General features: G+C 73.7%; 23 protein-coding genes and 1 pseudogene. 10 read left to right on the top strand and 14 right to left on the bottom strand.

Annotated features, from left to right (window positions below; translation table 11 throughout):
• The 5 genes and pseudogenes from ACFYYN_RS36435 to ACFYYN_RS36455 form a co-directional block, all read left to right on the top strand.
• A pseudogene (locus ACFYYN_RS36435) lies at positions 1-351 on the top strand (flavodoxin-dependent (E)-4-hydroxy-3-methylbut-2-enyl-diphosphate synthase); the annotation flags it as partial.
• 37 nt (positions 352-388) lie between these two features.
• Positions 389-2,314: a 1-deoxy-D-xylulose-5-phosphate synthase gene (gene dxs / locus ACFYYN_RS36440; RefSeq protein ID WP_500549146.1), complete on the top strand. Its 1,926-nt coding sequence runs from the start codon at positions 389-391 to the stop codon at positions 2,312-2,314.
• Entirely contained in the window at positions 2,295-3,698 is a 1,404-nt protein-coding gene (locus tag ACFYYN_RS36445) for an aspartate aminotransferase family protein (RefSeq protein ID WP_500549147.1), read from the top strand. Before dxs ends, ACFYYN_RS36445 begins: the two co-directional genes overlap by 20 nt.
• Positions 3,699-3,781: 83 nt before the next feature.
• Positions 3,782-4,399, top strand: coding sequence for a helix-turn-helix domain-containing protein (locus ACFYYN_RS36450; RefSeq protein WP_500323864.1), 618 nt, complete (start codon positions 3,782-3,784; stop codon positions 4,397-4,399).
• 14 nt (positions 4,400-4,413) lie between these two features.
• The gene (locus tag ACFYYN_RS36455; protein WP_500323865.1) at positions 4,414-4,539 is read left to right on the top strand and encodes a DUF6126 family protein; all 126 of its coding nucleotides are present in this window, start codon (positions 4,414-4,416) and stop codon (positions 4,537-4,539) included.
• Positions 4,540-4,559: 20 nt separating this feature from the next.
• Here the strand turns inward: ACFYYN_RS36455 and ACFYYN_RS36460 are convergent, their stop codons facing one another.
• Positions 4,560-5,384: a tyrosine-protein phosphatase gene (locus ACFYYN_RS36460; RefSeq protein ID WP_500549148.1), complete on the bottom strand. Its 825-nt coding sequence runs from the start codon at positions 5,382-5,384 to the stop codon at positions 4,560-4,562.
• A gap of 244 nt (positions 5,385-5,628) precedes the next feature.
• Between ACFYYN_RS36460 and ACFYYN_RS36465 the strand changes: the two genes are divergently transcribed.
• Entirely contained in the window at positions 5,629-6,420 is a 792-nt protein-coding gene (locus ACFYYN_RS36465; RefSeq protein ID WP_500323867.1) for an SGNH/GDSL hydrolase family protein, read from the top strand.
• 31 nt (positions 6,421-6,451) lie between these two features.
• Here the strand turns inward: ACFYYN_RS36465 and ACFYYN_RS36470 are convergent, their stop codons facing one another.
• Complete coding sequence (locus ACFYYN_RS36470) at positions 6,452-6,910, bottom strand: ATP-binding protein (RefSeq protein WP_500549149.1); 459 nt, start codon at positions 6,908-6,910, stop codon at positions 6,452-6,454.
• 136 nt (positions 6,911-7,046) lie between these two features.
• Between ACFYYN_RS36470 and ACFYYN_RS36475 the strand changes: the two genes are divergently transcribed.
• Positions 7,047-7,913, top strand: a complete 867-nt coding sequence (locus ACFYYN_RS36475; protein WP_500357320.1) for a Sco1979 family transcriptional regulator — start codon at positions 7,047-7,049, stop codon at positions 7,911-7,913.
• Positions 7,914-7,998: 85 nt separating this feature from the next.
• A complete protein-coding gene (locus tag ACFYYN_RS36480) occupies positions 7,999-8,805 on the top strand; it encodes an SAM-dependent methyltransferase (RefSeq protein WP_500323870.1) in 807 nt (268 codons plus the stop codon).
• 21 nt (positions 8,806-8,826) lie between these two features.
• On the opposite strand, the gene ACFYYN_RS36485 is transcribed toward ACFYYN_RS36480, so the two are convergent.
• The 6 genes from ACFYYN_RS36485 to ACFYYN_RS36510 are packed head-to-tail and all read right to left on the bottom strand — an operon-like array spanning position 8,827 to position 14,980.
• Positions 8,827-9,717: an STM4011 family radical SAM protein gene (locus ACFYYN_RS36485; RefSeq protein ID WP_500549217.1), complete on the bottom strand. Its 891-nt coding sequence runs from the start codon at positions 9,715-9,717 to the stop codon at positions 8,827-8,829.
• Between the two features lie 11 nt (positions 9,718-9,728).
• Positions 9,729-11,108, bottom strand: coding sequence for an STM4012 family radical SAM protein (locus ACFYYN_RS36490; RefSeq protein ID WP_500549150.1), 1,380 nt, complete (start codon positions 11,106-11,108; stop codon positions 9,729-9,731).
• Complete coding sequence (locus tag ACFYYN_RS36495; RefSeq protein WP_500549218.1) at positions 11,105-11,914, bottom strand: STM4013/SEN3800 family hydrolase; 810 nt, start codon at positions 11,912-11,914, stop codon at positions 11,105-11,107. The genes ACFYYN_RS36490 and ACFYYN_RS36495 overlap by 4 nt, the downstream gene beginning before the upstream one ends.
• 1 nt (position 11,915) lies before the next feature.
• Positions 11,916-13,073, bottom strand: a complete 1,158-nt coding sequence (locus ACFYYN_RS36500; protein ID WP_500549151.1) for an STM4014 family protein — start codon at positions 13,071-13,073, stop codon at positions 11,916-11,918.
• Entirely contained in the window at positions 13,054-14,019 is a 966-nt protein-coding gene (locus ACFYYN_RS36505; protein ID WP_500549152.1) for an STM4015 family protein, read from the bottom strand. The genes ACFYYN_RS36500 and ACFYYN_RS36505 overlap by 20 nt, the downstream gene beginning before the upstream one ends.
• Positions 14,020-14,026: 7 nt before the next feature.
• Positions 14,027-14,980 carry an STM4015 family protein gene (locus tag ACFYYN_RS36510; RefSeq protein WP_500549153.1) on the bottom strand — a complete coding sequence of 318 codons (954 nt, stop codon included), beginning with the start codon at positions 14,978-14,980 and terminating at the stop codon, positions 14,027-14,029.
• A gap of 222 nt (positions 14,981-15,202) precedes the next feature.
• On the opposite strand from ACFYYN_RS36510, the gene ACFYYN_RS36515 reads away from it, so the two are divergent.
• Entirely contained in the window at positions 15,203-15,529 is a 327-nt protein-coding gene (locus tag ACFYYN_RS36515; protein ID WP_500549154.1) for a DUF8820 family protein, read from the top strand.
• Positions 15,530-15,583: 54 nt separating this feature from the next.
• Positions 15,584-16,639 carry a DUF6745 domain-containing protein gene (locus ACFYYN_RS36520; protein WP_500549219.1) on the top strand — a complete coding sequence of 352 codons (1,056 nt, stop codon included), beginning with the start codon at positions 15,584-15,586 and terminating at the stop codon, positions 16,637-16,639.
• On the opposite strand, the gene ACFYYN_RS36525 is transcribed toward ACFYYN_RS36520, so the two are convergent.
• The 6 genes from ACFYYN_RS36525 to wecB are packed head-to-tail and all read right to left on the bottom strand — an operon-like array spanning position 16,615 to position 23,821.
• A complete protein-coding gene (locus ACFYYN_RS36525; RefSeq protein ID WP_500549155.1) occupies positions 16,615-17,538 on the bottom strand; it encodes a carbohydrate kinase family protein in 924 nt (307 codons plus the stop codon). The two genes, ACFYYN_RS36520 and ACFYYN_RS36525, sit on opposite strands and share 25 nt — an antisense overlap.
• A gap of 31 nt (positions 17,539-17,569) precedes the next feature.
• Entirely contained in the window at positions 17,570-18,094 is a 525-nt protein-coding gene (locus ACFYYN_RS36530) for a PadR family transcriptional regulator (RefSeq protein ID WP_500549220.1), read from the bottom strand.
• A 31-nt stretch (positions 18,095-18,125) separates the two neighbouring features.
• Entirely contained in the window at positions 18,126-20,288 is a 2,163-nt protein-coding gene (locus tag ACFYYN_RS36535) for a glycosyltransferase family protein (protein WP_500549156.1), read from the bottom strand.
• A complete protein-coding gene (locus ACFYYN_RS36540; protein ID WP_500549157.1) occupies positions 20,285-22,102 on the bottom strand; it encodes a hypothetical protein in 1,818 nt (605 codons plus the stop codon). The genes ACFYYN_RS36535 and ACFYYN_RS36540 overlap by 4 nt, the downstream gene beginning before the upstream one ends.
• The gene (locus tag ACFYYN_RS36545) at positions 22,102-22,743 is read right to left on the bottom strand and encodes a class I SAM-dependent methyltransferase (RefSeq protein ID WP_500549158.1); all 642 of its coding nucleotides are present in this window, start codon (positions 22,741-22,743) and stop codon (positions 22,102-22,104) included. The genes ACFYYN_RS36540 and ACFYYN_RS36545 overlap by 1 nt, the downstream gene beginning before the upstream one ends.
• Positions 22,736-23,821 (bottom strand): non-hydrolyzing UDP-N-acetylglucosamine 2-epimerase, encoded by a 1,086-nt coding sequence (wecB, locus tag ACFYYN_RS36550; RefSeq protein ID WP_500549159.1) that lies wholly within the window; start codon positions 23,819-23,821, stop codon positions 22,736-22,738. The genes ACFYYN_RS36545 and wecB overlap by 8 nt, the downstream gene beginning before the upstream one ends.
• Positions 23,822-23,873: the final 52 nt, after the last annotated feature.

A 23,873-nucleotide genomic window follows, 5' to 3' on the forward strand; every position in this document is an offset into this window, starting at 1 on the left:
AACCTGCGGCAGCGGCGGCTGGAGATCGTCTCGTGCCCGTCGTGCGGGCGGGCGCAGGTGGACGTGTACAAGCTGGCGGACCAGGTGACGGCGGGTCTGGAGGGCATGGAGGTGCCGCTGCGGGTCGCGGTGATGGGCTGCGTCGTCAACGGTCCGGGCGAGGCGCGCGAGGCGGACCTGGGGGTGGCCTCGGGCAACGGCAAGGGGCAGATCTTCGTCAAGGGCGAGGTCATCAAGACCGTGCCGGAGTCGAAGATCGTGGAGACCCTCATCGAGGAGGCCATGAAGCTCGCCGAGCGCATGCAGGCCGACGGAGTGCCGTCAGGAGAGCCCCAGATCAGTGTGAGCTAAAGCGAAACAATCCCCGGCAGGGGAGCGAGGTGGGAAAGTGTCGCTGCTCGAGAACATCCGTGGTCCACGCGACCTGAAGGCCCTTCCGCCGGAGCGGCTGGGCGAACTCGCCGTGGAGATCCGTGAATTCCTGGTGCAGGCGGTGGCCAGGACCGGGGGGCACCTGGGACCCAATCTGGGCGTGGTCGAGCTGACGGTCGCCCTGCACCGGGTCTTCGACTCGCCGGCCGACCGCATCCTGTGGGACACGGGTCACCAGTCCTACGTCCACAAGATCCTGACCGGCCGTCAGGACTTCTCCAAACTGCGCGGCAAGGGGGGCCTGTCCGGCTACCCCTCGCGCGCGGAGTCCGAGCACGACCTCATCGAGAACAGCCACGCCTCCACGGTGCTCGGCTGGGCCGACGGCCTGGCCAAGGCCAACCAGGTGCTCGGCCGGCAGGACCACGTCGTGGCCGTCATCGGGGACGGCGCGCTCACCGGCGGCATGGCCTGGGAGGCGCTGAACAACATCGCCGCCGCCAAGGACCGTCCGCTGATCATCGTCGTCAACGACAACGAGCGCTCCTACGCCCCCACCATCGGCGGCCTCGCCAACCACCTGGCCACCCTGCGCACCACCGACGGCTACGAGCGCTTCCTGGCCTGGGGCAAGCAGGTGCTCCAGCAGACGCCCGTGGTCGGCAAGCCGCTGTACGAGTCCCTGCACGGCGCCAAGAAGGGCTTCAAGGACGCCTTCGCCCCGCAGGGCATGTTCGAGGACCTGGGGCTGAAGTACCTCGGCCCGATCGACGGCCACGACGTGACCGCGGTCGAGTCGGCGCTGCGCCGGGCCCGGCGCTTCCACGGCCCCGTCCTCGTCCACTGCCTCACCGAGAAGGGCCGCGGCTACGCCTTCGCCGAGCGCGACGAGGCGGACCGCTTCCACGCCGTGGGCGCCATGGACCCGCTCACCTGCGAACCGCTCACCCCGTCGAGCGGCCCGAAGTGGACCTCGGTCTTCGGCAACGAGATGGTCCGGATCGGCGCCGAGCGTCCGGACGTCGTGGCGATCACGGCGGCCATGCTGCAGCCGGTCGGGCTGGAGAAGTTCGCCAAGGCCTTCCCGCGCCGCGTCTACGACGTCGGGATCGCCGAGCAGCACGCGGCGGTCTCGGCGGCGGGCCTGGCGACCGGCGGCCTGCACCCGGTGGTCGCCGTGTACGCGACCTTCCTCAACCGCGCCTTCGACCAGGTCCTGATGGACGTCGCGCTGCACAAGTGCGGTGTGACCTTCGTGCTGGACCGGGCCGGCGTCACCGGCGACGACGGCGCCTCGCACAACGGAATGTGGGACATGTCGATCCTCCAGGTCGTCCCGGGCCTGCGGATCGCCGCGCCGCGCGACGCCGACCAACTGCGCGCCCAGCTCCGCGAGGCGATCGACGTCGACGACGCGCCCACCGTCGTCCGCTTCCCCAAGGAGACCGTCGGCGAGACCCTGCCGGCCATCGACCGGGTCGGCGGCATGGACGTGCTGCACCGCGGCGACCGGCCGGACGTGCTGATGGTGTCCGTCGGCGCCCTGGGCTCGGTCTCCCTGGCTGCGGCCGCCCTGCTGCGCGAACGCGGCGTCGGCGTCACGGTCGTCGACCCCCGCTGGGTCAAGCCGCTCGACGCGGAGCTGCCCGCGCTCGCCGCCCGGCACCGCATGGTGGCCGTCATCGAGGACAACGGCCGGGCCGGAGGCGTGGGTTCTGCGGTGGCGCAGGCCATGCGGGACGCAGAGACCGACGTGCCGGTCCGGGACTTCGGCATCCCGCAGCAGTTCCTGGCGCACGCCAAGCGCGGCGAGGTGCTGGCCGACATCGGGCTCACCCCGGCCGAGATCGCCGGCCGGATCGGGGCCACCCTGACCCGTCTCGCGGTGAACGAGCAGCACCCGAACGAGAGGCACGTGAGCGATGACACCGCCCGAACCTGAGCCCAAGGGGTTCGACCTGGCGACGCTGCTGGCCGAGCGCGGAGCCGAGCGATACGACCTGCACGCCAGGTACCTCAACCACCAGTTGCCGCGGATGCTGCACACCATCGGCTTCGACAAGGTCTACGAGCGGGCCGAGGGCGCGTACTTCTGGGACGACGAGGGCCGGGACTACCTCGACATGCTCGCCGGCTTCGGGGTGATGGGCCTGGGCCGCCACCACCCCGTGGTCCGCAAGGCGCTGCACGACGTCCTGGACGCCGGGCTGGCCGACCTCACCCGCTTCGACTGCCAGCCGCTGCCGGGACTGCTCGCGGAGAAGCTGCTGTCGTACGCACCGGGGCTCGACCGGGTGTTCTTCGGCAACAGCGGCACCGAGGCCGTCGAGACGGCCCTGAAGTTCGCCCGTTACGCCACCGGCAGGCCCCGCGTGCTCTACTGCGACCACGCGTTCCACGGGCTGACCACCGGCTCGCTGTCCGTCAACGGCGAGGTCGGCTTCCGCGAGGGCTTCGACCCGCTGCTCCCCGACACCGCCGTGCCCCTGGGCGACCTGGCGGCCCTGGAGCGGGAGCTGGCCAAGGGCGACGTGGCCGCGCTGATCGTCGAGCCGATCCAGGGCAAGGGCGTGCACGCCGCGCCGCCCGGTTACCTACGGGCGGCGCAGGAGCTGCTGCACCGGCACAAGGCGCTGCTCATCGCCGACGAGGTGCAGACCGGCATCGGCCGCACCGGCGACTTCTTCGCCTACCGGCACGAGGAGGGCGTCGAGCCGGACCTGGTGTGCGTGGCCAAGGCGCTGTCGGGTGGCTACGTGCCGGTGGGCGCCACCCTCGGCAAGGACTGGATCTTCAAGAAGGTCTACTCCTCCATGGACCGGGTACTGGCGCACTCCGCCAGCTTCGGCTCCAACGCCCAGGCCATGACCGCCGGGCTGGCCACCCTCACGGTGATGGAGGACGAGAAGGTCGTCGCCAACGCGCGGGCCACCGGGGACCTGCTCCGCGACCGCCTCGCCGCCCTCGTCGACCGCTACGAGCTGCTGCACGAGGTCCGCGGCCGGGGCCTGATGATCGGCATCGAGTTCGGCCGGCCGAAGTCGCTGGGGCTGCGCAGCCGCTGGACGATGCTGCAGGCGGCCCGCAAGGGCCTGTTCGCGCAGATGGTGGTGGTGCCGCTGCTGCAGCGGCACCGTATCCTCACCCAGGTCTCGGGGGACCACCTGGAGGTGATCAAGCTGATCCCGCCGCTGGTCATCGGGGAGCGCGAGGTGGACCGTTTCGTGGACGCCTTCACCGCCGTGATGGACGACGCACACGGCGGCGGTGGCCTGATGTGGGAGTTCGGCAGGACACTGGTGAAGCAGGCCGTCGCCAACCGCTGACCCGGGCCCGCGTCCGGCCCACGGTGCTTTGCCCCTGAGGCAAACTTTTTGCCTCAGGGGCGAACCACGTCTATACCTGAGGCATGACCTCACCATCCGCGGACGAGGCGCCCCTGCCGGACGTCGCCCCCCAGCTGCGCGCGCTGCGCCGCAGGGGCGGGCTGACGCTGGAGGCGGCCGCGGCCCGCGCCGGGCTGTCGCCCGCGCACCTGTCCCGGCTGGAGACCGGGCAGCGGCAGCCTTCGCTCCCCATGCTGCTGACCCTCGCCCGCACCTACGGCACCACGGTGTCCGACCTGCTCGGCGAGACCTCCCCCGAGCGCGATCCGGTCGTCCGCGGCGGTTCCGTGCCGCCCGCGGAGGCCGGCGGCTGGACGTACTGGCCGGCCGGGAACCCCGGGCGGGCCATGCAGGCGCTGCGGCTGCACGTGCCGCCCGGCCCCCAGGAGGGGCTGGTCCGCGTCCACGCCGGCGAGGAGTGGCTGCACGTCCTGGGGGGCGAGCTGCGGCTCACCCTCGGGGACGCCGTGCACCGGCTGGTGCCCGGCGACAGCGCCCACTTCGACTCGCTCACCCCGCACCGCATCGCGGCGGCCTCGCCGAACGGTGTCGATCTGCTGTTCGTCCACACGCTGCTGCGGAGTTCCGTCGTAGAGCTGTGCCTGGGCGACGGCCGTTCCCCGCGCCCCCACGGCGCATGACGAGAGGACTGACCGTGTCCGGCAACTCCGGGGGCAAGGCCCCCATGGGCTTCAAGGTGCGCACCTTCATCTACCTGGTGGGGGTCCACGTCATCGCCGCGTTCTTCTTCCTGATCTTCCACCTGGCCGGGGCCAAGTAGGGCGGCCCCGCCGCTTCGTGTCAGGCCGGCTGCGCGCCGTCCAGGAAGAGCGCGCGCAGCCGCTCGCGGCGCCCGGGGGTGAGGCCGAGCCCCTCCTCCAGGTAGCGGTCGACCGAGCCCCAGTGCTCCTCGATGGTGTCGAAGGCGGTCTCCAGGTACTCCTTGCGCGCGTCGAAGAGCGGGCCGAGCAGCTCCATGACCTCGGGGGTGGTCGCCGGTTCCGCGTCGTCGCCGCGCTTGATGCGGTAGCGGCGGTGGGCCTCGTTGCTCTTGAGGTAGTCCTCCACGATCGCGTCGCGCTCGACCCCGAGGGCGAGCAGGATGACGGCGACCGAGGTCCCGGCCCGGTCCTTGCCCGCGGCGCAGTGCAGCAGCGCCGGCACCGACTCGTCCTCGGCGAGCAGTTCCAGCATGCGGGCGTGCTCGGCGGTGCGGTCCAGCACGATGCGGCGGTAGGCCTGCACCATGCGCGCGGCGGCGCGGCCCTCCCCGAGGATCTCGCGCAGCGCCGCGATGTCGCCGTCGCGGACCGTCGTCCAGAACTCGGCGCCCGAGGCCGGGTCGCTCAGCGGCATGTTGACGTTGCGCACCCCGGGCAGCTCGACGTCCGGGCCCTCCAGCTTCATGTCGGAGGCGTTGCGGAAGTCGAAGACCGTGTGCAGCCCGAGGGTGGAGAGGAAGGCGGCGTCGGCGGCGGTGGCGTGCGCCAGGTGGCCGCTGCGGAAGAGCCGTCCGTACCGCAACCGGCGGCCGTCCGTCGTCGGGAGGCCGCCCACGTCGCGGAAGTTGCGCACCCCGGTCAGCTCGGGTTCCGACGGGGCGGTCTGCGGCGTCTGCTCGGTCACCGGGGCTCCTTCGCTCAGGGGCCGGACGGTGCGGATCACCGGCGGCCGGACCACTCCCGACCTTACGACACCCGTGGCTGCCCGTACCGCGCGGTATGTGATCGCGGGAGGGGGGCTGTGCGCGGCGGGCGCGGCACCGCCGTATTCCGCTTCCGGAGGATCCAGCCGGGTGGGATACATCACCCCCCGTCAACCCTTGGTTACGGTGGCGTAGGTCACTTGAGGAGGTGAAGTATGTGCTGACGTGCCAGACGATTCGAAGAGAAACAACAGTGCCGCCATCGGGTCGTACACCGCCCTGGGGGACAGCTTCACCGAAGGTGTGGGCGATCCGGGTCCCGACGGGACGTTCATCGGCTGGGCCGACCGGCTGGCGGTCCTCCTGTCCGACCGCCGCCCGGAGCACGACTTCCGGTACGCGAACCTCGCGGTGCGCGGCCGCCTGCTCGACCAGATCGTCGAGGAGCAGGTGCCGCGGGCCGTGGAGCTCGCGCCCGACCTCGTGACCTTCTGCGCGGGCGGCAACGACATCCTCCGCCCCGGCAGCGACCCGGACGACGTCGCGGAGCGCTACGAGGCGGCGGTCGCCCGCCTCACCGCGTCCGTCGGCACCGTCGTGCTCTGCACCGGTTTCGACACCCGCGGCATCCCCGTGCTGCGCCATCTGCGCGGCAAGATCGCCACCTACACGGCCCATGTGCGCGCCATCGCCGACCGGTACGACTCCCCGGTGCTGGACCTGTGGTCGCTCCGTTCCGTCCAGGACCGCCGGGCCTGGGACTCCGACCGCCTCCACCTGTCGCCCGAGGGGCACACCAGGGTCGCGCTGCGCGCCGCGCAGGTGCTGGGCCTCGAGGTGCCCGCCGACCCCGACCAGGCGTGGCCGCCGGAGCCGTTCCGCGCGCCCGCCGAGATCCGGCGGGACAACATCCAGTGGGCGCGCGAGTACCTCGTGCCCTGGATCGGCCGGCGGCTGCGCGGGGAGTCCTCCGGCGACAACGTGGAGCCCAAGCGCCCGGACCTGCTGCCGCTGTAGCCGGCGGGCCCGGGGCGCACCGCGCGCGGTGTCAGAAGGGCGAGGCCCCGGAGGCGAGTTCGGCCCACACGACACGGCCGCCACCGTCGTCGGTGGGCCGGACGCCCCATGCCTGCGAGAGCGCGCCCACCAGCAGCAGCCCGCGGCCGCCCTCCTCGTCGACGCCCGCCGCCCGCGGCCGGGGCGCGGTCGGCGCGTGCCCCTGGTCGCTGACTTCCAGACACAGCCGGGTGCCGTCGTAGCGCAGCCCGCAGGTGATGAACTCACTGCCGGTGTGCATGACGGCGTTGGTGAAGAGCTCGGAGACGATCATCTCGGCGTCGTCGCGGAGTCCCTCGTCCGCCTCCCACTCCCACAACCGTGCCCGCACGCGGTGGCGTGCGTCGGCGACCGAGGACCCGTGAGCGGGCAAACGGAAGAGGTCCTGGCAGCGACGGGCGTCGAGGTCGCCACGGCGCTCTAACCGCAGAGCGTCTGGTGAGGAGGCCACGTCGCTAACTATGCGGTCCCGTTCTCACTGTTGGCAAGATGCGATCTGTAATTTACAGAACGGCCGATGCGCACTGTCGGTTTTCGTTGACGGCATGACACACTGCTTGTGGCAGAGGGGAGTTGGGGAAGTGGTCGTGACGGACGCGCGGTCAGCCGGTGCCCCCACCGTCCTCCGTGTGGTGCTCGGAAAACGGCTCCAGGACCTGCGTGAGAAGGCCGGACTCTCCTTCGAGGACGCGGGCCGGGCGCTCGACGTCACCCACGCCACCGTCCGCCGCATGGAGAAGGCCGAGGTCGGCCTGAAGATCCCCTACGTCGAGAAGCTCCTGCGCACCTACGGGGTCGGCGACCCGGAAGAGGTCGAGGGGTTCCTGGCGCTCGCCCGCGAGGCCAACCAGCCGGGCTGGTGGCACCGCTACCGCGACGTCCTGCCCGACTGGTTCAGCGCCTTCGTGAGCCTGGAGGGCGAGGCCGGTGTCATCCGCGCCTACGAGCCGCACTACGTCCCCGGACTGCTGCAGACCGAGGACTACGCGCGCGAGGTGCTGCGGGCGGGGAACCCGGGCGCCGGCGACGCGGAGATCGAACGCGGGGTCGCGCTGCGCATGGAGCGCCAGGCCCTGCTCACCCGTGAGGACGCACCGCTGGTCTGGATCGTCATCGACGAGACGGTGCTGCGAAGACCCATCGGCCGTCCGGCGGTCATGCGCGCCCAGATCGCCAAGCTGATCGACTCCTGCGCGCTGCCCAACGTACGGCTCCAGATCATGCCGTTCACGGCCGGACCGCACCCCGCCATGTACGGCCCGTTCCACATCTTCCGGTTCCAGACGCACGAGCTCCCGGACGTCGTCTACTCGGAAAGCCTGGTCGGGGGCGTCTACTTCGACGACCGCGACGACGTCTCGGCGTTCCTGGAGGCACTGGACCGGATGTGCGCACAGGCCGCGCCCACCCAGAGCACCGAGCGGATCCTCGTCGGCATCCAGAGGGAGACGTGACCATGGAGCGGACCCACGACGGCGACGAGATGACCGCACCGACCTCGACCCGCAAGGGTCACCGGAATCCGAACGGAGCAGGGCGTTGACCGACAAGGGCTTCCCCGCTGAGGAGATCGACACCAGCCGGCCGCACCCGGCCCGGATGTACGACTACTACCTCGGCGGCAAGGACAACTACGAGGCCGACCGCGAGGCGGCCGAGATGGTGATCCGCATGACCCCCGACGCGCGCCCCAGCGCCCGCGCCAACCGGGACTTCATGCAGCGCGCGGTGCGCTATGCGGCGGGGCAGGGCGTCCGGCAGTTCGTCGACATCGGCACCGGCATCCCCACCTCGCCCAACACCCACGAGGTCGCCCGCTCCGTCGTCCCCGAGGCCCGGGTCGCCTACGTCGACAACGACCCCATCGTCGCCGCCCACGCCGGCGCGCGGCTCACCAACACCGGCAACGCCGGCTTCTTCCTCGGCGACGTCCGTGAGCCCGAGACCATCCTGGAGCACGCCACCATCCGGGAGCTGATCGACTTCGACGAGCCCGTCGCCCTGATGCTCGTCGCGCTGCTGCACTTCGTCCGCGACGACGAGGACCCGGCCGGGATCGTGCGCACCCTCACCAAGAACCTCCCGTCCGGCAGCTTCCTGATCCTCAGCCACGGCACGACCGACTTCCACCGCGACGTCGACGCCGACGCCGGTGAGGCGTACAAGAACGCCACCTCCACCCTCAACCTGCGCAGCAAGCCGCAGATCGAACCCTTCTTCGAGGGGTTCTCCCTGGTCGAGCCGGGCCTGGTGCAGGTGCCGCGATGGCGCCCGGACTCCCCGTCCGCGCAGGAGGGCGAGCACGCCCGTGCAGCCTTCTGGGGAGGTGTCGGCCGCAAGGGCTGACGCGGGGGTGCCGGCCGCCCGCTAGGGGAGCGGGGGCAGCAGGAGCGGGAGCGGTGTCCGCCTCGGCGGCGGCGCGGCGGGGATCCGCTCCAGGACCCCGCCCGCGAACACGTCGTACAACGGCAGCGTCTCCAGGTGGACGTAGCCGATGTGGCAGTCGCAGACGGCCAGCGGGCACGCGCGCGGGCGCAGCGCCGCGCGGTAGGAGCCGTCGTAGAGGTTGCCCAGTTCCTCGGGGACGAAGTGGCAGCGGCGCACCGTGCCCTCGCCGTCCACCGAGATGACCGACTCGCCCGTGCGGCACGGCAGACCCGCGCTGCGGTGCGGATGCCGGCTGTACGGGAAGAGAGGGTCCAGCGCGGTCCACCGTGCCGCCTCGGCGTCGGTGTACGTGTGGCCCTCCGCGGCGTTGACCCACAGGTAGACGTGGTCCGGGAGGTCGGCCCGCAGCCGGCCGGCCTGTTCCAGGTGCTCCGGCAGCCCGACGACGCCCACGCTGTGGCGGACGCCGCGGTCCGCGAGCTCGCGGCACTTGGCCAGGAAGCGGTCGTAGGGCGTCTGGCCCGGGTGGAAGGTGCACCACAGGGCCAGCGTGTCCAGGTCGGCCTCGTCCAGCCACTGCGTGCGGCAGCTCAGATTGGTCTGGATCGCCACCCGGCGCACGTGCGGAAGCCGGCTCAGCTCCGCCAGCGTACGCCGGTACCAGGAGCGCACCAGTCCCTCGCCCCACGGGGTGAACAGCAGGGAGAGCCGGTCGTCGGTCCGCCCGGCCGCCCAGCCCGCGAAGCGCTCCAGCGCGACGCGGTCGGCGGTCAGCTGGGCGCGGCTGTCACGGCGCTTGGCGAAGGGGCAGTACGGGCAGTCGTAGTCGCACGAGGCCAGCGGGCCGCGGTAGAGGATCGTCAGGTCCATGGCGGGGGCGCTCACTTGGGCTCGTAGGCGGCCATGCGCCGGTGGACGGCGGCGGAGAACAGCTCGGGTCCGGCCGCGTCGGAGTGGGCGAGCCCCTCGGGCGACAGCCGCAGCACCTCCGGCCCCGCGGCGGCGTCGAGCCAGCCCCGGTCGGCGAAGCGCTGCAGCTCCCCGGCGAAGTCCTCCCCGGGAGCCGTGCCGAACCGGGCCCGGTACTCCGCGACGGGCAGGCCCTCGGCCTGCAGCAGGGACTGCAGCAGATGACGGCGGCGGGCCTCCTCGGCGTCCATCGCCCAGCCGAAGTCAGCGTGGGCGAACTCCTGCGTGGTGCGCGCCGTGTACTCGTCGATGATGCCGCGGATGTGGTGCATGTCGACGGCGTAGTCGAAGGAGTAGTGCAGCGAGGAGGTGTACGAACGGGCGCCGCAGCCCAGGCCCACCATGCCGTCGGTCTGGCAGGCGTAGTCCCCGCCGCCCGTGGTGGGCGCGCCCGCACGGCGGAACATGCGCATCGACACCTGCTCGTAGCCGTGCGCCAGCAGATGGTCGCGGCCGTGCCGGTACAGCCGCAGCCGCTGCTCGTCCCACGCCGCTTCGCCCCGCCCGGCGTCGGCCGCGTGGCGGCCGAGACCGGTGAGCGGGCGGACGTACAGGGGGTACAGGTACAGCTCCTCGGGCCGCCAGGCGAGCGCCGCGTCGAGGGACTGCGTCCAGGAACCCTCGGTCTGGCCGTCGATGCCGTAGATCAGGTCGATGTTGAGGACGGGGATGCCCGCCTCCCGGATCCTGCCCAGCGCCGCCTCGACGTCGGCCCGGCGCTGGGGACGGACGGCGGCGCGCGCCTCGGCGTCGACGAAGCTCTGCACCCCCAGGCTCAGCCGGGTCGTGCCGCGCTCCGCCAGCACCGACAGCCGGTCGGCGGTCGCGGTGGCCGGCGAGGCCTCCACGGAGAGCGGTATCGCCCGCAGGTCGGCCCCCAGGCCGCGTTCGGCGAGATCGCAGAGCCGCTCCAGCTCGGCAGCCTCCAGGTACGTGGGGGTGCCGCCGCCGAAGGCGGCGTTGGCGAACCGCGCGTCCTCGCCCAGCGCCTCCCGCACCGCCGTGGCCTGGCGCTCCAGCGCGTCCAGGTAGGCGGTCGCCAGGCCGTCGGGCGCCCCGATCCTGGTGAAGAGGTTGCAGAAGCCGCAGCGGACCTCGCAGAACGGGATGTGGAAGTAGAGGGACAGCGCGTCCTTCGGCTCGTCCGCCCACAGGTCGCGCAGCCGGGCGTGCTCGCGGGGCAGCGCGCGGTAGGCCGTCTTGTGCGGGTACGCGTACACGTAGTGCCGGTACGGGCGCACGGCGGCCGTGGCCGGGGGCGTGGCGGAGAGCGTCAGGTCGGTGAGGGTCATCGGGCGGCCCCGTCGAGGAGGAAGTGGGCGTAGGGCACCGTCCACACGACCTCGTGGCCGATGCGGTGGCCGGTGTGGCCGTCCTCGCCGTACGCCGTGCCGTGGTCGGAGCAGACGACGGCCAGGCACGGACGGCGGCTGGAGACGGCGGCGAAGAGCCTGCCGATGTGGCGGTCGACGTACTCCAGGGCGGCGGCGTGGGTGGCGCGCGAGTCGCCCGCCTCCCGGGTGGCGCCCGGCAGGTGGAACCAGTTGGGCTGGTGCAGCGCCGACACGTTCACGAACAGGAAGAGCCGCTGCTGCGGCGGCAGGGCGGCGACGACCTCCTCGGCGCGGGCCACCTGGGCCTCGAAGGAGGTCGGGGAGGGCACCCCGAACTCCGGCTCCCAGTGGCTCTCCTGGAAGAGCCCGGGCAGCACCGAGCCCAGCGGCGCCTGCTTGTTGAAGAAGCCGACGCCGCCGATGCACACCGTGCGGTAGCCGGCCCCGGCCAGGCCCGACACCAGGTCGGGGGTGTCGTACACGAAGGTGCCGTCCGCGGTGCTCTCACTGCCGGCGAAGCGCGCCGCGAACAGCCGCGGGTGGGGACCGGGCGTGGTGGGTGTGGGCAGGAAGCCCGCGAAGATCGCCTGGTGGGAGGCGTAGGTGAAGCTGCCGGGCGCGTGCCGGCGCTCCCACCGGCCACCGGGCAGATGGCGGGCCAGGTGGGGGATGCGGCCGGCCGCGGCGAGCTCCTCCGCCACGTCGTGGCGGAGGGTGTCCAGGGTGACCAGCAGGATGTCGTGGCTGCCCACGATCTGGTTCATGTCAAGCGGTGGCGTCATGCTGGTGCTCCTCGCGTCGCGCGTCGTGCATCGCGGCCGGTACGGCGGCGACCTGGGCGGCGTAGGTGTCCAGGCCCTCGGCGCCGCTGCCGGGGAGGCCGGTGAGCCGGGGCAGCAGGTCCCCGAAGGCGTTGACCTCGCCGACGGCGAAGCGGCGCCAGCCCGTCGCGGGCAGGACGTCCACGCCCACGCAGAGCGTGCCGGGGAAACACGCGGCCGCCCGTTCGGCGGTCGTCAGCACGTCCCCGAAGTCGCCGCCCGCGGCGCGGATCGCCGCGCGGGCCGTGTCCAGGTCGCCGCGGGCGCCGCCGAGGTGCAGGTTCGTCATGGGGTGCGGGCTGGTGCGGACGACGGCGTGCGTGGCGCGGCCCGCGACCACCACCACCCGCAGGTCGGCCGCCCGCCCGTGCTGGGACGCCTTGGGCAGCCAGCGCTCGACGTGCAGCCCGTCCGGGGCCAGCGCGTCCACGAGGGCGGCGACCTCCCGCTCCGTGCGGTACTCGCGTACCCGCAGCGAGTTGAACAGGCGTCCGTCGGCGGTGGTCTCCACCGAGGTCGTGGCCTTGACCCGGCCGGGGCCCGCCATCGCCAGCGCCACCACCCCGGAGGCGGAGGAGCCGTGCGCGGGCTTGAGGAACGCCCGGGAGATCCGGGCGGACCGCAGGCGCTCCCTGAGCTCGGCCCAGCCGCGCACCGGCGGCCCGTCGGGAGCGGGCGGCACCGGGACGCCCGCGGAGGTCAGCCGGGCGTGGCAGCGCCGCTTGTCGAACAGCACGGCGACCTCCCCGGCGTCCGCCGACGGCACCGCGCCGGCCCGGCGGGCCGCCTCCGTCACCTCGTGCACGGCGGCGGTGAAGCGGCGGTACCACAACGCGGTGCCCTCGACCCTGGCCGGGTCGTCGGCGCCCCGCAGCAGGCGGTCGACCTCCGCGTCCTCGCCGGGCGAGTCGACGCGCACGAACTCACCGGGCGCGAAGGCGTACCGGCCGCGCAGCACGTCGCGCCACGCCAGCACACGGGGCGCGGGATGGCCTGCGGCACGCACCGCGTCGGCGAAGAGGGTCGTTCTGCGGTTGCCGGGGTTGCCGACGACGGCGATGCGGAGCGCACCGCCGGTACCGCTACTCGGAGACGGCGACATAGCGCCACTCCTCGTTCCGCCAGTGATGCGGCTCGCGGTGCTCCGACAGGTCGACCTCGGTGCCCGCGGAGCCCACGACGGCGCGCAGCCGCTCGGCCACGGCTTCGCTCAGGTAGTGGTGGTGCAGGTCGAGCCGCTTGAGGTGGGTGAGCGGCTGGCCGCCCAGCAGTGCCTCGGCGCCGGTGTCGGTGAGGGTGCCCATGGACAGGCTCAGCGTCTCCAGCTGCGCGACGACGGGAGCGGAGGCCACCGCCGCCGCGATCTCGTCCTGCAACTCGCTGTCCTGCAGGCCGAGGTGGCGCAGCGCGGGGAAGCGGCCGCCGGCCAGGACCGGCGCGAGGTCGGCGACCGTGGAGTCCCCTCCGTACTGCTCCACGCCGAGCCACAGCTCCAGCCGCTCCAGCGCGGGCAGCTCGCAGGCGCCGACCGCCCGCACCACCGCGCCGGGGAGCCCGCCGGACTCCAGGCGCAGCACGCGCAGCGCCTCGTGACGGACGGGACGCAGCGACAGCGGCTCCTCGCCCAGCCCCTGCGAGTCGCCGCCGCGGACACCGAACTCCTCCAGCAGCGGGAAGCGTTCGAGGACGGGCGTGACGTCGGTCAGCTGCAGCCAGGAGACCTCGCACTCCTCGCCGGTCACGTCGGCGAGGAACAGGGCGCGCAGCGCGGGGAAACGCTCCGCGTCCGCGAGCACCAGTTCCAGCGCGGGACGCAGCTCGCAGTACTCGTCGTCCCACCAGGGGCCGAGGACCAGCGCGCGCACCCGCGTGGTGTCGACCGCCGCGGTGAAGTGGCCCCACAGCTCGGGGAAGGGGATCTCGCCCGCCTCGAAGCAGTCAAGCCGCCAGGCCACGGCGTCGGGCCCGGGCAGCTCGGCCGTGCCGGCCTCGGGCAGCGTGTGCACGCGCAGCCCGTGGAAGGTTTCCAGGTGACGTGTGACGGTCATGACGGCCTCACTCCGCGATGGCGGTGTAGCGGTGGACCTCGCCGTCCCACTCGTCCTCGTCACCGGGTTCGGAGAGGTCGACCTCGACGCCCGAGGGCTCGAGGGCGGCCCGCACGCGCTCGGCGACCGGCTCGGTGACGAAGTTGTGGTGCAGGTCCAGCCAGTTCAGGTGGGTCAGCGGCTGGCCGGCGAGCAGGGCGGTCACACCGCCGTCGGTGAGCACGCCCAGGGACAGGTCGAGCGAGGAGAGCTGGGCCACGACGGGGGCAGCGGCGACGGCGGCGGCGATCTCGTCCTGGATCTCGCTGTTGCGCAGGCCGAGGTGGCGCAGCGCGGGGAAGCGGCCGCCGGCCAGGACCGGCGCGAGGTCGGCGACCGTGGCGTCGCCTCCGTACTCCTCCACGCCCAGCCACAGCTCCAGGTGCTCCAGCGCCGGGAGTTCGCTCGCGGCGACACCGCGGACCACCTCACCGGGCAGGCCGCCCGCCTCGAAGCGGAGCGTGCGCAGCCGCTGGTGGCGGGTCGCAGGGAAGCGCAGTCCGGTGCCGCCGCGGACGCCGAACTCCTCCAGCCGCGGATAGGCCTCGAGCACCGGCGTCACGTCGGACTGCTCGATCCAGGAGATCTCGGCCTCCTCCATCTCCAGGTCGCCGAGGAACACGGCCTCCAGCGCGGTCAGCCGTTCGCGCGCGTCCACGAGCAGCCGCACGAGGACACCGGAGTCGTTGTCGTACGGCTCGCCCCACTGGCCCATGACCAGGGCCCGTACCCCGGTGGGTTCGACCGTCTCCAGGAAGCGTTCCCACAGCTGCGCGAAGGTCTCCTTCGCGTCGTCCCAGGGGTTGACGGCCAGCCGCCACGCCACCGCGCCCGCCGCCGGGAGTTCCTGCCGCGCGCCGGGCGCGGGGAAGTCGAAGGCCGGCAGGCCGTTCAGTTCCTGCAGATGTTCGACGTGGGACATCGGTGGTCTCCCGAGGTGGACGGACGCGGTGCCTTGACGTGGTGGTGCCTTGACGTGGAGGTGCTCCGAGGCGGTGGTGCCTCGCTCGCGAAGAGTTCTACCAAGCCGCTCCGACAGTGCCTGCCGCGGGCTGTGCACAAGCCGTCGGGGGGCGTTGTCACACCCCGCGCGTAGCGTCGTGGACATCGGGTCGGCGGGTGCCGACGGCGGAGGGAGACACGCATGTACCGGCAGGGGGACGTCCTGATCGTGCCCGTCGCGGAAGCGGCCGTGCCGCCGGGCACGGACCGGATGCCGCGGCAGGCGAGGGACGCGCGGGGCAGGCTCGTGCTGGCCCTCGGCGAGGTGACCGGGCACGCCCACGCGGTGGTCGGGCCGGGGACGCTGGTGCGCGGGACCGGGCCGTTCGGGGCGGCGTACCTCCATCTCCCGGACGGCGGGCGGGTGGTCCACGAGGAGCACGCCGCGATACCGCTGCCGAAGGGGTGGTACCGGGTGGTGCGGCAGCGCGAGTACGTGCCCGGCGCGGTCCGCGTCGTGGCGGACTGACCAGGACGGGGGAGCGGAGCGATGACGACGGTGGCGAGCGCGGTGACGAGCGCGATGACGGGTTCGGGCAGGGGTACGGCGACGGAGCCGGCGGCGGACACGACGGCGCTGTGGCGCGAGGTCGTCGCGGCGACCGGACCCGCGGACCGGGCGGCGGCGGAGGAGGGGGTGCGCCTGGCCTACCGGCTGGCGGGGCTGCCCGAGCCGGAACGGATCGTGTGGGCGGCCTCGCCCCTGGAGGCGGTGGTCCTGGCCGTGCGCCTGACGGCGGACGGCACGGCGGGCGGCAGCGTCCGCGACGCCGTGCGGACACGGCCGTGGGCAGCCGCGCGGGAGCGGGTCGCCGACCGGCTCGGACCGGCCGGGTGGGCGGACCACTGGGCCGTCACGGGCGCGCAGTTGTGGGACACGACGGTGCTGCTGACCGAGCGGATACGGACCGCCGTGGTGGACGCCGGCCCGAGGGTGCCCGGCGGCGGGCAGGCCGTGCGGCTGGCGTTGCTCGACGCCGTGCTCGGGCAGCACGACGCGGCGTGGCTGGCCGCCTTCGACGGGCAGGAGGGCACGCGGGAGCTGGCCGGGATCGCCGCGGTCGCCCGGAACGCGGGCTGGTGGTGGCCGTACGAGCGGACGGCGGTCGTCGCCGAACGCCCCCTGGAGCTGCACCGGGACGAGGCGGGCCGGCTGGACCGCGGCGACGGCCCCGCGCTGGCCTACGCGGACGGCTTCGCGCTGCACGCCTGGCGGGGCATGCCGGTCCCCGCCGAGTTCCTCGACGGGCTCGCCGGGCTGACTCCGCGCCGTATACGCGAGGAGGAGAACGCCGAACTGCGCCGGGTGATGCTGGAGCACTACGGCTACGAGCGCTACCTGGAGGAGTCCGGGGCCGAGCCCGTGCAGCGGGACGCCGCCGGCGTGCTGTGGCGGATCGAGCTGGAGGGGGACGAGCCGCTGGTGATGGTCGAGGTCGTCAACTCCACGCCGGAGCCGGACGGCACCCACCGCACCTACTGGCTGCGGGTGCCGCCGCGGACCCGGACCGCCCGCGAGGGCGTCGCCTGGACCTTCGGACTGGAGGAGGCCGACTACGTGCCGGAGAAGGAGACCTGAGCGGACTCCAGCGTCGCGGCGTCGATGAGGGCGAGGTTGCCGAGAGCGGTGCAGGTGTGGGCACCAGCCGTCGCGCCGAGGCGGGCGCAGGACTCGAAGTCCAGTCCGCGCATGCGCCCGTGGAGGAAGCCGCAGAGGAAGGCGTCGCCCGCCCCGTTGGAGTCCACCACCGGGCCGGGCGGGGTGACGGCCGGGATGTGCCGGGGCGTGCTGCCCCCGTCGCGCGCGAGCAGGTAGGCGCCGCCCGCGCCCGCGGTGGCGATCACGGCCTGGGCGCGGCCGTCGCGCAGGATCGCGCGCATGATGTCCGCGATGCGCTCGCCCGCTCCTGCCGCGCTGAGGAAGACCAGGTCGGAGCGGCGGGCGAACTCCCGCTGGTGCTCGGCCAGTCCGTCCCAGTCGTGCAGGTCGGTCGAGACGGGCAGGCCGAGTTCCTCGATGTCGTCGTAGAGGAAGCGCGTGAAGTGCGAGATCGACAGGTGCACGTGCCGGGCCCGGCGCAGGTGCGGCAGGTAGAACTCGCGCGGCATCCGCAGGTGCTCCGGGTCGCGTCCGTCGTAGAAGGACATCCGGCGGCCCGTGGCGTCCACGAGGTTGACGGCCCGCCGGGTCCCGGCGGGGGAGATCAGCGGCTCGAAGTCGACGTCGCCCTTGGCCAGGCGCTCCCTGAGCAGGGTGCCGATCCAGTCGTCGCCGACGAAGTCGAGGAACTTCACGGTCATGCCGAGCGCGCGGCAGCCCAGCGCCACGTTGCCGCCGGTCTGGCCGGGCCACTCCCGGACCGGCTCCACCCCGAGGGAGTCCACGAGCGGTACGGGCAGGCTGTCCACCCGCACGACGGTGTCCACCCCGGAACCGCCCACGACGAGCACGTCGTACGGCGACTCTTCCGTGGTCATGTGCACCTCCAGTCACCACCCCGGCGCCATGTTACGGCCGTCCGGTGTCCCCCGGTGTCCGGTCACTGATGTGCTCGGCCGCCCAGGCGGCCCATTCCTGCTGCATCCTGGTGAAGCGCAGCCCCCACTCCAGGGTCAGCCGCCCGTAGAAGGCGAGGTCTCCGCCGGCGTCCCAGTCGACGGAGCGCTCGAGCTCCAGCAGCCCCTCGTGGCGCTCCGCGGCCAGCGCCCCCTCGCGCTCCACGTAGGCCCGGGCCCGCCCGGGGTCGACCTGGTGGAGGAAGAAGACCCGCAGCAGCGCGTCGCTGCGGCGGTTGCGCTGCGGCTCCACCTCGGTGAGCCAGTGGAGCAGCTCCGCGCGGCCCGCCTCGGTGAGGGCGTACTCCTTGCGCCCGCGCGGTCCCTCGGCGGCGACGGTCACCAGCTCGGCCTCGGCGAGCCGGTTCAGCTCCGTGTAGAGCTGGCTCTGGGTGGCGGGCCAGACGTTGTCTGCGGCTTCGCCCTCCCGGTGGTCTTCACCACGCGCTACAGCCGCGCCGTGGCGGCCCGCCGACAGGCAGGCGGCCCGGCGCCCGCCCCCGCGGGCGTCACGGCGCCGAGCCGGTGACCAGCTCCGTCCACGCCGCGCGGACCGTGTCGAGCCCGAAGGAGCCGCGCAGCCAGTCGCGGGCCTGCTCGCCCGCCTCCTGCCATCCGTCGGCCGCGAGCGCCGCGATCGCGTCCGCCATGGCCGAGGGGGAGTCGTGGATCCAGCGGCGTTCGTAGATCGCGTCGGCGCCCGGCCAGGGCAGCAGGGCGGGCACCGCGCCGGAGGCCATGCCCTCGGCGGGCGCGAGGTGGAAGCTCTCGTCGTCGCTGGTGGAGAGCACGAAGCCGATGCGCCGCAGCCAGCTCGCCACGTCGGGGCCGAAGTCGTCGAAGACCACGGCGTCCTCCAGCGGACCGGACTGCACACGGCGCAGCACGGCGTCGTAGTGCGCCCGCTCCTCGGGCTTGTTCCAGATCCACCAGTAGTCCCAGGGCATCTTGGACTTCACCGACAGCCGCCACCGCGGGTCCCTGGCCCGCAGCGCCTCGAGCACGTCCAGGCCCAGGTCGAGCCGCTTGCGCGAGGGCGCGATGCCGATCATGCCGAGGCGGTAGCGGGCGTCGGGGACCTTGGGGCGGTCCAGCTGCCGGTCGTCGACCCAGTTGGGGACGGTGACGAGCTTCTCCTGCGGCCAGCCGGTGCGTTCCCGCGTGAGCCGGTTGTAGTGCGGGCTGACGCACACGACGCGGTCGACGGCGTCGATGTCGACCTGCGCGGGGTAACCGGCGTACAGCTCGAAGCGGTGGAGGCGCACCAGCAGGCGGGAGCCGCGGCGCTTGTGGCGGCTGTACCAGACGGCCGCCGGCCCGCACCACTCCACGACCACGACGTCGGCCCAGGCGGCGAGTTCGCGGCCGGCGGCCGCGTCGTGCCGGGCCAGTGCCTCCCAGGCGTCGACCCGCACCTCGACCCCGGGCAGGGCCTGGAGGTGGTCCAGCAGACGCGTGAAGAACTTCAGGTCGTGCCCGGCGACGACGACCCGCAGCGGCCGGCCGCGTCCGGCGAGCGCGACCGGCGCCGCCGGCAGCGCCCGTTCGACCAGGCCGCGCAGCCGTTCGGCGGCCCGGTCCAGTGAGAAGTGCGCGGCGGCCTCGCGGCAGCGCCGGGCGGCCGTGCGGTAGGCCTCGGGGGAGCGGGCGGCGATGGCGACCGCCTCCGCCGCGTCGTCGAGGGTGCCGCGACCGGGGACGAACAGCGGGTAGTCGGCGCCGAGCAGCGCCTCGTGCGCGGGCGTGCGGTTGAGCACGACGGGCAGCCCGAGCGTCCCGAACTCCAGCACCTTCGTGGACAGTTCCAGGCTCGCGTCCAGTTCCGGGTGACGCCAGCCCAGCCCCAGGTCGCATCCCGCGGCGATCCGCATGGCCTCCTGGCGGGGGGTGCCGCCGTGGTGCACCACGCCGGTGGCGCTCCGCAGCGCACGCTCCATGGCCGCGTGGAAGCCGGGGTGCCGCGGGTCGTCGTGGACCTTGTCGCCGACGGTGTGCAGCTCGGCCCGGATCCCGCGGGTGGCCAGCGCGGCCGGCAGTTCCGTCATCTCCAAGGTGTTCCAGCGCGGTGCGAACTTGCCCGTGTACACCAGGCGGACGGGGTCGCGCGCCGCGTCGTGCCCCGGCACCGCGAAGTCCGGGACGGGCACGCTCGGCGGGTACAGCACGCACTTGCCGCACGCGGCCGGCACCCAGGCCTCGATGAAGCAGCGCAACTCCTCCGTCTGGCACAGCAGGTAGCGGGAGGCCTCGGCGATCCGGGTCAGCTCGTCGACCGCCTCGTCCGACATCTGCGCCGCCGACTGCGGGATGTCGGTGAGGTACGCCCAGATCCGCCCGTCGAAGGCGCCGTCGGCGACAGCCTGCGCCACCAGCCGGCGACCGCGCAGCACCAGCAGGTCGCACGGCTCCCGTTCGTCCTGCTCGCGCAGCACCCGCGAGGCCTGGACGGGGGACAAGGCGTGCCCGGTCGGTACGACGGACACCCCCGGCAGCTGCGCCAGCGGATCGACCAGCCGTCCGGTGCGCACCGGAGCCTTCAGCACCAGCCGGGTCCCGCAGCCGGCCCGCGCCAGCGCCTGCACCGTCGACTGGGCCCACACCGCGGAACCGTCGATGAGGTTGAGGTCCACGTCCCCGTAGACCATCGCCCTGACCGTGCGCGTGCCCGTCATCGGACCTCCTCCGGGCGGATCGTGAACAGCCGTGCCGCCCCGGGGGACGGCCAGAGCGTCCTGCGCAGCAGGGCCGGGCGGAAGCCGTTGACGTGCGGAACGAAGCCCGGGGCGTCCGCGCTGAAGCCGACCGCGTCGGCCCCGGAGCACTCCTGGGCGCACATCAGGTCCAGCAGGTGGGCAGCCGGCCGTTCCTCAGCGAGGTCCGACCAGTCCGCGACCCAGGGCGCGCCCGGCCCGTCCGCCGTGGCCCGTACGGTGACCCCGCCCGCGGTGAGTTCCGCGTAGGCCGCCCCGGGAACGGGCACCAGCACCTCGGCGGGGCGGAGCCGCTGCGCCAGCACCTGCGCGACCAGGCGTGACACCTCGGATCCGTCACGCGGGTCGGCCAGCACGGCCACCCGCCGGGCGTCCAGCGGGTCCGCCGCCCCGGCGATCCGGGCGAGCTCCGACAGCCGGACCCGGGTGGCCCGGGAGGTGAAGATCTCCCGCAGGTCGCCGCGGTCCACCGACACCGGGTCCAGCCGGGCCGGCTGCACCCCGGTGTCCCCGTCGAGCACGGCGTCCCAGGGGAACGGGGCCAGCCCCGGCGCGGCGGAGGCGGGGGCGTCCCGCCACAGCACGGCGGTACGGCCGAGCGCGTGGACGGTGGCGAGGAGTTCGGCCAGCCGCCGGTCCAGGTCGGGGGCGGTGCCCGTGCCGGTGTGCGCCCACGGCCCGGCAAGGCAGGCGCTGAGCTGTACGACGAGCACGTCCGGGTCGGTGCGTTCGGCGACCTGCCGTGCGTCGTGCGGCAGCACGCGGTTGACGACGGCGTCGTGGGCGAAGTCGGCGGCGGTCGTGGCGTCCAGGACGCCGGCGATCACCAGCCGGTCGCGGGGGCCGGCCGTGAACGCCCGGTGGGCCAGGTGCAGGTGTCCGTCGGCCGCCGGACCGCCAACGCCCGGTGCCGGGGAGGCGGCGGCCGGCGCGCCCGGCCGGGCTGCCGCGGGGCGACCGCCCTTGCCGCGGCCGCGCCACATCCCGTACAGCTCGCGCGGCAGCCGCGTCGAGCCGCGCAAGGGGGAGCGCGCGGCCGAGACCAGCGCCTGGCCGACCCGCAGCGAGGTCGAGCCCTGCAGCATGGCGACCCGGGTCTCCAGCACCCCGATCCGCTCCCTGGCGCGTCGCAGCTCGGCCGCGAGCCGGTCGCGTTCGTGCGTCACGGCCGCCGTCCGCTCGCCGTCCGTGCCGTCCTGCAGCGCCTCCAGCGCGCGACGGTCCTCCTCGTGCCGCCGCTCCAGCTCCCGCACCCGCGCCCGCTCGGCACGCGAGACGAACTCCGCCAGCACGTACTCGCCGGCCACCCGCAGCGCGGTGGTCTCCCCGCCGGGCACGGGCCGCCCGGCCGGGTCCAGGAGCGGGAGCAGCGCCTCGGTGCAGGTGAACACCGCGCCGCCGTGCAGGTGCAGGTAGTCAAGGCCGGCCGCCCGCAGCACCTGGCAGCGGTGCGCCACCAGGGCGTCGAGCAGCCGGTGGTACGGCAGTTCGGCACGGGCGTGGCCGAACACGATCAGGCCCTTGCCGCCCGGGCGCATGCGCCGCAGCGCCGCGAGGCACGCGTCCTCGTCGCCGTGCCGGGCGGGGTCGGGGCCGAAACTGAGCAGGGCCAGCCGTCCCTCGCCGACCGGGTCCTGGTCACCGGCCGGGGAGGGGCTCAGCCGGACGCCGCCCGGCAGGTGCAGGTACGGTTCGAGCGGGATGCCGCCGCCGGTCGCGTCGACGACCTCGGTCACCCCGTCCAGGTGCGGGTGGAGCAGATCGAGAAGGCGCATCAGGAGGTCCTCGTGAAGACGTGGAAACCGACCCTGTTCTCCCGGAAACCGTACGGCGTGAAGCCGCCGTACCGCAGTCCGAGCGGTTCGACGGCGGCGCGGTACTCGGCGGCAGGGCGGTGCAGGATGTAGTCGCCGCGCGCCACGCGCCCGGGCGCGTCCTCGTCGGTGACGACCAGCCGGCCGGTCAGCCGGACGAGGGAGGCGAGGTTGACCAGCGCGGCCCGCCAGGCGGTGTCGTCGAGCACGTGGAAGAGCACGTCCACGGCGAGCACCACGTCGTACAGCCACGGGCTGCGCCAGTCCGACAGCTCCGCCACCGCGTAGCGGGGGCCGCCGCCGAGCGCGCGGCCGTGGTCCACCGCCGAGGGACTGGCGTCGACCGCGTCGACGAGGTGGCCGCAGCGGGCCAGGGCCCGGGCGAAGTGGCCCTTGCCGCAGCCCGCGTCGAGTACGAGCAGCGGGTCGTTGGCCCGTTCGAAGTCGCCGGTGATGCGCAGTACCTCCGCGAAGCGCAGCGCGTAGAAGATCTCGTTGCCCGGCCGGTCGAGGCCGATGTGGCCGCCGGAGGCGAGGTCGTCGTGCTCGCGGTGGCGGCTGTCCCAGTACGCGAGGGGGTCGTCCAGGCGCGGATCAGACATGGTGGTCCAGCCACTCGGTGATGACGCGGGCGATGCGGGGCCCCGAACGCCCGTCCCACAGCGGGGGGCCTTCGGGGGCGCGGGCTTCGCCGTCCAGCGCCTTGAGCAGCGCCGGGACCAGCCCGTCGGGGGCCACGAGGCGGTTGGTGCCGTGGGTGACCGTCACGGGCCGCTCGGTGTTGGGCCGCAGCGTCAGGCAGGGCACGCCCAGGACGGTGGTCTCCTCCTGCACCCCGCCCGAGTCGGTGACCACCGCGGCGGCGCCCCGCAGCAGCCCCATGAACTCCAGGTAGCCGAGCGGCTCCAGGATCCGGATGCCGGGCGTGTCGCCGAGCCCCGCCGCCTCCAGCGCGGCCCGCCCGCGCGGGTGCAGCGGGACCGCCAGCTCCAGGTGCTCCGCCGCCCCGCGCAACGCCGCCACGGCGGCGGCCGCGGCGGCCGGGTCGTCGACGTTGGCGGGACGGTGCAGCGTCACGACGCCGTAGCGGCCGGGCAGCCCGTGGGCGGCGCGGGCGGCCTCCGGGTCGAAGCGCGGCAGGTGGGCCATCAGGGTGTCGATCATCGGGTTGCCGACGAAGTGCACCCGGGCGGTGTCCACGCCCTCGTCCCCCAGATGGCCCACCGCCTCCGGGCTGGTGACGAAGAGCAGGTCGGCGAGCTGGTCGGTCAGCCGCCGGTTGACCTCCTCCGGCATCGTCATGTCGAAGCTGCGCAGGCCCGCCTCGACGTGCGCCACGGGCAGCCCCAGCTTGGCGGCGACCAGGGCGGCGGCGAGCGTGGAGTTGACGTCCCCGTAGACCGTGACCAGGGCGGGCGCCCGGGCCGACAGCTCGTCCTCCAGGGCGGTCAGCAGGGCGGCGGTCTGCCGGGCGTGGCTGCCGGAGCCGACGCCGAGGTCCACGTCCGGCTCGGGCAGGCCGAGTTCCCGGAAGAAGACGTGCGACATGCGTTCGTCGTAGTGCTGTCCGGTGTGCACCACCGACTGCGGCTGCCCGGCCTCGCGCAGCGCGGCGACGACCGGAGCGGCCTTGACGAAGTTGGGCCGGGCACCGACCACGTGGACTACCGAGCCGAGCACGGTGCCTCCCGTTCACTTGCCGTGCTTAGGGTGGGATTGTGCGTCGTCGTAC

The sequence above is a fragment of the Streptomyces sp. NPDC001902 genome (assembly GCF_042891295.1).
Lineage (GTDB): Bacteria > Actinomycetota > Actinomycetes > Streptomycetales > Streptomycetaceae > Actinacidiphila.